The organism is Gammaproteobacteria bacterium (assembly GCA_029881255.1).
GTDB lineage: Bacteria > Pseudomonadota > Gammaproteobacteria > S012-40 > S012-40 > JAOUMY01.
In genome coordinates, this window is the sequence record JAOUMY010000017.1 from 41,329 (window position 1) to 50,266 (window position 8,938).

The following is an 8,938-nucleotide window of genomic DNA, read 5'->3' on the forward strand; positions in this document are numbered from 1 at the left end:
TGGAAACCCTGTACTTCGCTCGAAAGTTCACCCTAACCCCGCGCGTGTTTAAGTTACTCGTGGGCATCTGTTTGTTGTTTTCTGCGAGTTTAAGTCAGGCAAAAGTCGATGTCAGTGGCAGCGAAGTCCCCTTAGTCCCTCAATCACTGCTCATCGAAGACCCGGAAAATACATTAAGCCTCGCCGACGTGGCGCAAAGAGTACCCGAACAAAAACCCCATGGCGCGCGTACCGCGAGTTTTGGATTCACGGATTCCACTCACTGGTTTCTGGTTACTTTAAATAACCCGGAGGCAAACACGCTACAAAGGTTACTGGTCTTTTCCCCAACCTGGCTCGACTCACTGGATATCACATTAATAACGCCCGATGGGCACCAGCGTAATATCCAGGCAGGCGACTATTACCCGTTTTCGAATCGCACTCTCGACCACCGCAACATCAATTTCGAATTAATGCTACCACCTGGTGATAGCCAGCTCATCGTCCATACCAAAACATCAGATCCCTATCTGGTCGACATGACGTTATGGAAACTAGACGCCTTTCTTGAAAACGAAGCAGAAGACATCCTATACATTGGCCTGTTGTACGGCGCTGTCCTGGCTATGCTGCTATACAATTTAACGCTGTATATTTCTGTAAGAGAAAAGGTGTACGCCGCCTATATCGGCTATCTATTTTTCTTTTTAATCATGCATGCGACCTACAACGGTCATCTGTATCCCTTGCTCTGGCCAGATTCGCCAGTTTGGGGAAATTGGGCACATTCCACATTTATTTATCTGTTCGTTATCTCTGGCGTCGTATTCGCAATCAATTTTCTTGAATTACGTCAACGCCAACCTCGCGCATGGCGATGGGCGGTTGGGCTCGCCATCACGCTCAGCGCGTCTTTTTTATTGACCGCGCTTGGTGGTTACAGCCTGCATGTACGGACATCGATACTCTGGGTGGTATTTTATGCGCCATATGTTTTGGTACTCGGTGTTATATCACTCAAAGCCGGAAACCGGGCCGCGCGATTCTTTCTTACCGCCGCCCTCGCCGGGTTTGTGGGCTCGTTTATAACTGCGATTACGGTTAGCGGATTTATCCCTTATTCCTACCTGAGCTACCATGCCGTGGATATCGGTATGTTGATAGACGCTATACTGTTATCCATCGCACTGGCCGATAGATTGCGAATCGCGCGAGACGAAATTGAACGCGCTAAAGCCGAACTACTTACAACTAATCAGCGCTATACCGCAAAACTTGAAGAAACCGTGACTCAACGAACCTCCGAACTGCGTCAAGCCAACCTCGATAAAGATACGTTCTATTCGATCGTCGCACACGATCTTCGCGGACCAATTGGGGGGCTTGATACGCTATTCAATCAACTGGTCAAAAAACCGGGGGATATCGATGATGAAACATTGAAAGAAGCGCGTATGGCCACGCGGAGAACAAAAAATCTTCTCGAAGAATTGCTATCGTGGGCACGTAGCCAGAAAGGCGAAATGACACTCGTGTTTGAATGGGTCGATGTAAAACAAATATTACTACAGATGCAAGACCTTTTCTCTATGCAAGCACAAAACAAGTCCATCACGCTAGATTTGAAAATTGAAGATAGCTGCATGGTTAACGTCGATGCAAGCCTGTTAAATACCATTTTACGCAACCTGGTTGGCAACGCTTTGAAATTCACACCGCCCGGCGGACACATACACGCCTATCTAAGCGAGGAAATCGACACCTACAAGTTTCATATCGTTGATAGTGGTGTCGGCATATCTTCAGAGACACAGGAAAAACTATTTCGACCGGAAGAAAAAGTTTCATCCAAGACAGGTACCGGTGGTGAAGCCGGAACCGGTCTTGGATTAATTCTTTGTGCCGAATTCGTTCATAAACTTGGAGGCGAAATTGGCGCGACAAGTAAACTGGGAGAAGGATCTACCTTCTGGTTTACGCTGCAAAAACCTAAAACCATGCCTGCGCAACAAACTGCCGCTGGACACAGATAAACGCTTTCCATCACCTAAATACTTATGCGTTACTAACTCACGATGTCGTGTGACGCTAGAAACTCATCAGGCACATCGGCCGTTTTTCGGCCTGCAATCGCAAAATAATACAGAGGCTCGCCTTCAATCGACAACCTATGCCTGTATCGTTCGATATGGTAAACATCGAGATATTTTGAAAATATCAACTCTCGCATCATTCTCGAAAATCCCGATTTGACGTTGGCATCGAAGAACGTGTCCTTAATATTAAACGCTATCCAGCCTTGTGCTTTAATAATATTGAACGCCTCGATGAACGCCTTTGTCGGTATATCTCCGAAACCTAAGGCCGCAACGGTGTCCATACAATCACACTGCCAGGAGCTAATATCCGCTTTCTTTTCTTCATCAAGATGAATGAAGTCCTCGACATAATACGCATCATATAATCCAGGTCTATCACGCACAGTGGCCTCATATGCCTCTGAAATGATATCTACACCAATGAGGCGTGACACGCCTTGCTTCTTAAGTGCCTCTCCCATCATTCCATTACCAGCACCAAAGTCCAAAACTCGTAGCTCAGACAAGTTATCTTCGGACTGCTCTAACGATGCCTGGAGTATCGTAGCCACTTTATCAGGCGATGTGCATTTCAGGCGATCATAGAAAATTTGCTCGTACAAACCCTGCACTTGATAAATTTTGTCATAATCATGAAACCGGATCTTACGCTGTTGATCATCTTTCTGAAGATAAAAATATGCCTCATCTTGATTGAGATTAGATGATTCGGGTTTTGGAAATTGTATTCTGTGTCGTCGTAACATAAGACTCCTGATTCCAGTTGAATGGATTAGCGCAGCCAGCTCAACAGAAGTTAAACCGGCCGATAATGATCGGGCGCATTTCTTGAATACGATGATAAAACTGATAAAGAATAACTATGTAGATTTCGTCAGCAGAACCAAAAGTTTCAGATAAAAATAATTATCGGCTGAAAAACGCAAATACTAATATTGCTAGTGAGGCACACATTATAACCTATTCCTGAGATTTCTCATGCCGAGTTGCCCACTTTATGGGGAAGCTTACGGTAATACCCTTTGAGTAGGCAAACAAAATAATCCTTAACAAAATCGCCGGATGGTAAGCAGGACGTCTACCGTCATTGTTTTGATAGCGGGGATAAAATATCGACAGATCAAGTTTCTCGTCGAGAAGATGATGCATGGTGAATTCAAACGTCCCTGGCTGTAGTTGATCCTTGAAATTAACTACCACCATCGACGTTTGATCGCAATTTTTACCTATGAATTTCGGCATCAGCATGTTTCCCTATGCGCGCTGCCAGTTTATCAGTTAAAAACACGAGAATGGGGGTTTTCTACAGCCCCAACGTTAAGAGCAGCGGGCGAGTGTAGCGAGGTCCGGCCCCATAGGGGCAAGCTTGATCTTTTTGTTATACGTTTTACGCAACTAGCTTCTTCACATTGAGGTTCTTGCGTTCTTTTTCCGCAAACCAGAGATCATATTGAATTTGCTGATTGAGCCAACTTTCTGCCGTTGTATCAAACGCGATAGATAATCGAACAGCCATTTCGGGGCTTATGCCCGCTCTTCCATTCAGAATATTGGAAAGCGTTTTACGGCTCACCCCCAAAGCTTCTGCAGCCTCGGTTACAGACAAGCCAAGTGGCTCAATACACAGCTCTCTAATTACTTCGCCAGGATGTGGCGGATTATGCATTTGCATAGCGTCTATTTCCTAATGATAATCTTCGTAGTCAACAACATAGGCATCCTCACCTCGAAATTCAAAAGTAACTCGCCAGTTTCCGTCAACACGAACTGACCAAATACCTTTCCTATTTCCTGTTAGTTCATGCAATCTAAGTCCAGGCAAATCCATATCTTTTGCACCGGTCGCTGCGTGAAGTCTACCTAGAATGATTCTTAGTCGGGGCGCGTGTTTAGCCTGCACACCAGCTTTCGTTCCTTTTAAAAAGAACTTCTCCAGGCCCTTGTGCATAAATTCCTTTATCATACGCCGAGCAGTGTAACCTGTTACGTTACAGGTGTCAATCTACGGAGTGGAGGGACGTATAACGTTCAGAGCAGTGAGCGGAGGGAGGTCCGGCCCTGAAAGGGGCTTCACTGACTTGTATTGTTATGTGCGATTTTGCCATGTTGATGGCCTTTGTCGATTGTGAAGTACGGCTATTACACTTATTGATGTTTCTTTTTCTATGAAATAGACTGCGTAAGGAAAGCGCTTTATGAACGTACGGCGGATAGGGCGAAGAACTTCAGGAAATTGCCTTGGGTTCCTCCCTATTCTTGCAAGTCCCTCTTCTATGCAAAGTAAAAAATGGCTACCGAGTCCTTCTCGTTTTACTCGTACCATGAATAAGATTCCGATATTTCTGATTCTGCTTCTTCTCGAATTTCGAGTTGTTTCATTTAGAATCCATTATTCTTTTCTTCACTTCATCCCATGAAGAACCGCTGTTTGGGTTTAACTCGTAGGCTTTTAGCCGTTCTTCGAGTATTTTTCTATGTTCATCTGATAACGGAATTGACGATTCATCTTCAAGCGCACTATCCCAAAGCTCTTCGGCTAGAAGCATCTTTTCAGCAGCGCTAAGATTCTGAAATTTAGACATAATTCAGCTCCAAAGAGTATTTATAGACCTTATTCTAGCCGAAATCTCGGGAGGCGCCTACTAGGTCTAATTTGGCACTAAATCAAGCACATAACATTAAAGCTGTGCGGCGCAAACGAAACGCAGCGTAGTTTGCGTCCAAACGATCGACTTGTTATGCATTTATGTTTATCTCGTAATTTGCCCTTCCGGCCTCACCAGATTTAAATGAGCCAGATCCTTCAATATTGGTAAGCTCTCCAGTTCCTGAGCCTGGAACTACTACAAAGCTACTGCTAGCTACACCATTCTCAAATTTTCCATTGTGTTGAAGTGTGAAGCTTCCTGATTTTCCATTGACTGTACCAGCAACAACCTCAAAACCAACAAATAGTGCTTGAGCTTCTGACTGATATGACATCAAGTATTGAGTTTCGCTAGAGCCTTCAATGGCTCCTGTATATGTTTGGGTAATTTTTGCATGACTTTTCTTGGTTCCACCTTCCCCCTCATTATATGGAGTTTCGTTCCATCCTGTGATCTGAAAAGTTCCTTCCATTTTTATCCTCCTCTAATTGATGGGTGAATGCATAACGCTGTGAGCAGCATCCGAGCGGAGCGTGGTCCGGCCCCGAAGGGGCTTTACTGGCTTGCATTGTTATGCGGCTGACTCTTGTTCGATATCCCAACCAGGAAATACAAGTACCGCTGGATGGCAAGCCAACGCTCTAGCGAGTACTTTTGCGCGCTCAACACCAAGCTGTACTCGATCGTTTTCTATCGCCGAAATAGTGGACTGGGGAATTCCTGTTAGCTCCGCGAGATCATTTTGGCTCATCTCCTGAAACTCGCGCATTATTCTTACCGATTCACCAACAGTAACTGTAATCCGCTTTTTAGACTTGATGTAATCTTTCATATTTTTTTCCTCTGATAGTCGTGAGGAGTTACTTTTACTACCTTAACTAGTATTTCTTCTTTTTCCACTTTATAGATAACTCTGTACTGCAAATTGAGCCTAGATGAGCGGTATCCCTTCCATTCTCCCTTTAAAGCTTCGTCACGTAACCCCTTGATTTTGAGAAGTCCTTCAGGGCCAGACATCGATACAATGTCCTTCCACTTCTCGTAACGCTTTATGACATCTTTTGGCACGCCAGAAAGCTGCTTCGTAAGTGCCTTATGTTCATATATTGACCACATACCGAATTATAGATATATCATATATGGTATGTCTATTAGCGGACGCATAACGTGATAGCTAAGGGGCCGAGCGGTGTCCGCGAGGTCCCGTGCGAAGCATATACTTGAGCGCCATGTTAGGTGTCATTACTACTTTTCCTAAAATACATAGCACCAAGATCGTTAATTCTATGCCCGATAATTTTCTTTCTGGGCTTGTCTACTAAAACAATTAAATATTTATCATCTTCTGGGACAGCAATACCAATATGTTGATATTGGCCATCTGCACTTTCATAAATATGATTTACTTTCCAGTCCCAAGCAGAGCAATTGTGATATTCGGCCTCAATTATGGGATCGGCATAGCCCCATAGATCAACAATCTCATCAGCTGTTTCAGTGATGTTTTTCATGGGAGGAGTGAATGTTATTTCGTACTCTTCCTTTGTTAATTCACGTATTTCCAATTTACACCTAACGCCAAGGTGAACAGCCGAGCAAAGCGAGGTCTGAGCCGATAGGCGAATTCAACCTTTTTGTTATTCGTCCAAGGCTAGAACCTGACACGATACCCCACCATCATATGTTCATATTGATAAACTATCCCATAGCCAACGGCACCACCAACTAGAGAACCAAATACAATAGCGGGTACATTAAAGAGGCTACAGTTTCTGCTACTAAATGGACTAAATGCATCGGTGCAAAATGTAAAGATTGCTGCTGCTAACGCTCCAATACTCGCCCCCATTCCAGTCGCAGTTCCCCGATCTACTAACTTCGCCTGCGACTGAATCAATATCTGCGGTATTCGATCTCTCTTAACGATTGGAATTAAGTTGATTGAGTTCCCTAGATCTCGATTTTCTTCGATGTTTAGCGCAAAATGATGCGGGTCGGCAGCATTACTGGCGAAACTATAAGAATGTTGGAATAGCACACTTACGATGAATACTTTTATTACAATATTGACATTTTTCATATATGCATCAACTCAAGTAGTGCGAATAACGCTCAGAGCAGCGGCCGAGCGGAGCGAGGTCCGGCCCCGCAGGGGCAAGCTGGCTCTGCTTGTTATGCGCTACTTTGGATGGCATTTCACTCCTTTTTTACCATAGTGCTTTTCGCCATACCAAGTTTCCCAGTCATAGCCTAGAACTATAGATGTTTTGAAATCCTGTCGTCCTTCAGTTACTTTTCCGCTACAGTAGTAGTTTCGCGCTCGAACATAATACGCTTGAGCCTTGTTTTCTTGAAATCTACTAATATACCTGCTGCAAACATCTACACCCAACTCATACTCTTCAACATACTCAAGAGTCGTACAGTAGCTCATTAGATAACCAGGCTCTTTAGATTTTTCCACTAGGTCAAGAGACTCCTCAATTAAACCAACAGCCTTTTTCCATTTTCCGGAATTCGATAGCGTTTGCACGACATAAAAATATGCCAATGCTTCTGCTTGGTCTTGCTTTTTTAAACGATTAAGAACTACTACGGCTGCCTCATCTAAAGAAAATGCATTACTAAACTCTAGAATTCCAATAAGAGTTTCTTCTTTTAATTTACAATCGCCAGGCTCAACAAGGCGAACAATGGGGTCTATGACCTTTAAAGCAAAATCTCGATCGGCGTATCTATATATATCTTCTCCCTTAATCATAGCTCTGAGCATTACCACCAAATTATCTTCACCTTCGCTACAAGAGTCCTCCGCGAATAGCACTTCTCCATATGCAATACTAAGAGCGACTAAAATGAGACAAAGTAATTTCATAGTTCTATAGGCGCATAACGCTTGTAGCACAGGCAAAGTTGAAGCGTAGCGAAAACTTTGTCCTTGTGGCTACACTTGTTATGTTCTTCCTGTTTTAACTAACGTATAACATTTATCTTTGGCCGACGGCACCCTAACCAAATATACAAACCGATACCACATCGCAATTTTGCTGAGAATCAATTTATGTATTAGCTCATTTGCGCAAAATGCATGCTTTGATACCAATTTCATGTCATTAGATATGTTACGTATTTTTCCGTTAAATACATCGATGCTCACAGGCAACTTATCAGTGGAGTCCAATACATTTAGATATTCTTTAATTTCATCTATTCTTTCACACAATATCGGGTATATTTTATCGATCATGCTAAGGTGAGTAGCTAACGAGATATTCACAGGCAAAATTCTAGACATAGACATTGTGTACATTGGCGAAAGTTTTGGTTTTTGTTTTACTAGCAAAGTAGCATACAACAAATCCCATTTTGCTTTTGGGACGCGCTTACTTGCCGCAATTTCTGCTATGCGTGACCTAGCTGCAAATATATGCAGCAAATCTGGAACAATCACCATAGCAGAAACTATTTCGTCTCGGTTCTTTGCATTCCATGCCACGTACATGGCAACTAAAAGCGCAAATACACCGCCAAGAAAAGATCCGGCCAGAGTCTGCCACTTATCCATAAAATTTACTAGATCATTCATTGCAAGTTATTACCAAGTGAACATAACGCCAAGCCAAGAGGCGCTGAGCGCAGCGAAGCGTCCGAGGGAGCGTAGCGACCTTGGGCGACTGGTTATAAGCCTTGTTTGTTGTGCCACTCATGACTACAACCACCTTTACATTCCATTTCTCTTCTTCGATTATCCGCCGCAGCGAAGATGGCTACAAAAAGCTGAAAGGCTCGATATTGATCTAAACCTGTCATACTCAGTACTTTTTGCCTAGCCTCATTAAACGGTTTCGACCTAATGAGAACGCAGGGAGAATATGTTTCCTTCAGCCCTGAATTTTGCATACCCAGATCGATATCTTCAACCGTTGGATGCGATTGAAAGATACACATATCTAGGGAACGCATAATATCCATCTTTTGATTTTCGTCAGAATCTTCAAACCATTTCAGCCCATCATCAACAGATATGAGATTCTGCGCAATCTTGTTAATAGTTAGTTCTCGATCATTCATTCTTGTGCTTATAACGCTCGCTTTTGCGGCGGGTTTGAAGCGCAGCGGAAAACCTGTCCGCCAAGAAGCGCTTGTTAAGTTTTATTTGGCACCCCAAAATATCGCGGCACTCTTGTTTTATAACTTAGATACTCCTCA

The 8,938-nt window shown here is 43.5% G+C and carries 14 protein-coding genes; 1 reads left to right on the forward strand and 13 read right to left on the reverse strand.

The annotated features are described in order from the left end of the window. The first annotated feature begins 71 nt into the window (after positions 1–71). Positions 72–2,015, forward strand: coding sequence for a sensor histidine kinase (locus OEZ43_20455; GenBank protein MDH5547956.1), 1,944 nt, complete (start codon positions 72–74; stop codon positions 2,013–2,015). A 32-nt stretch (positions 2,016–2,047) separates the two neighbouring features. Here OEZ43_20455 and OEZ43_20460 read toward each other — a convergent pair whose 3' ends face one another. The 13 genes from OEZ43_20460 to OEZ43_20520 all read right to left on the reverse strand — a co-directional run bounded on the left by OEZ43_20460 (position 2,048) and on the right by OEZ43_20520 (position 8,800). Further along, positions 2,048–2,827, reverse strand: a complete 780-nt coding sequence (locus tag OEZ43_20460) for a methyltransferase (protein MDH5547957.1) — start codon at positions 2,825–2,827, stop codon at positions 2,048–2,050. 214 nt (positions 2,828–3,041) lie between these two features. Then, a complete protein-coding gene (locus tag OEZ43_20465) occupies positions 3,042–3,323 on the reverse strand; it encodes a transposase (protein ID MDH5547958.1) in 282 nt (93 codons plus the stop codon). A gap of 145 nt (positions 3,324–3,468) precedes the next feature. Continuing rightward, positions 3,469–3,753 (reverse strand): HigA family addiction module antitoxin, encoded by a 285-nt coding sequence (locus OEZ43_20470; protein ID MDH5547959.1) that lies wholly within the window; start codon positions 3,751–3,753, stop codon positions 3,469–3,471. 12 nt (positions 3,754–3,765) lie between these two features. After that, a complete protein-coding gene (locus OEZ43_20475; GenBank protein ID MDH5547960.1) occupies positions 3,766–4,044 on the reverse strand; it encodes a type II toxin-antitoxin system RelE/ParE family toxin in 279 nt (92 codons plus the stop codon). A 412-nt stretch (positions 4,045–4,456) separates the two neighbouring features. Next, positions 4,457–4,663: an addiction module protein gene (locus OEZ43_20480; protein ID MDH5547961.1), complete on the reverse strand. Its 207-nt coding sequence runs from the start codon at positions 4,661–4,663 to the stop codon at positions 4,457–4,459. Positions 4,664–4,817: 154 nt separating this feature from the next. Further along, positions 4,818–5,207 carry a DUF3224 domain-containing protein gene (locus tag OEZ43_20485; GenBank protein ID MDH5547962.1) on the reverse strand — a complete coding sequence of 130 codons (390 nt, stop codon included), beginning with the start codon at positions 5,205–5,207 and terminating at the stop codon, positions 4,818–4,820. A 93-nt stretch (positions 5,208–5,300) separates the two neighbouring features. Next, positions 5,301–5,561, reverse strand: coding sequence for a helix-turn-helix transcriptional regulator (locus OEZ43_20490; GenBank protein ID MDH5547963.1), 261 nt, complete (start codon positions 5,559–5,561; stop codon positions 5,301–5,303). After that, entirely contained in the window at positions 5,558–5,845 is a 288-nt protein-coding gene (locus OEZ43_20495) for a type II toxin-antitoxin system mRNA interferase toxin, RelE/StbE family (protein ID MDH5547964.1), read from the reverse strand. Before OEZ43_20495 ends, OEZ43_20490 begins: the two co-directional genes overlap by 4 nt. A 116-nt stretch (positions 5,846–5,961) precedes the next feature. After that, positions 5,962–6,294, reverse strand: a complete 333-nt coding sequence (locus tag OEZ43_20500) for a hypothetical protein (GenBank protein MDH5547965.1) — start codon at positions 6,292–6,294, stop codon at positions 5,962–5,964. Positions 6,295–6,380: 86 nt separating this feature from the next. After that, a complete protein-coding gene (locus OEZ43_20505; GenBank protein ID MDH5547966.1) occupies positions 6,381–6,809 on the reverse strand; it encodes a hypothetical protein in 429 nt (142 codons plus the stop codon). Positions 6,810–6,908: 99 nt separating this feature from the next. Further along, complete coding sequence (locus OEZ43_20510; protein ID MDH5547967.1) at positions 6,909–7,604, reverse strand: hypothetical protein; 696 nt, start codon at positions 7,602–7,604, stop codon at positions 6,909–6,911. Positions 7,605–7,682: 78 nt separating this feature from the next. Further along, entirely contained in the window at positions 7,683–8,315 is a 633-nt protein-coding gene (locus OEZ43_20515) for a hypothetical protein (GenBank protein MDH5547968.1), read from the reverse strand. Between the two features lie 92 nt (positions 8,316–8,407). Next, complete coding sequence (locus OEZ43_20520) at positions 8,408–8,800, reverse strand: DUF5958 family protein (protein MDH5547969.1); 393 nt, start codon at positions 8,798–8,800, stop codon at positions 8,408–8,410. Positions 8,801–8,938: the final 138 nt, after the last annotated feature.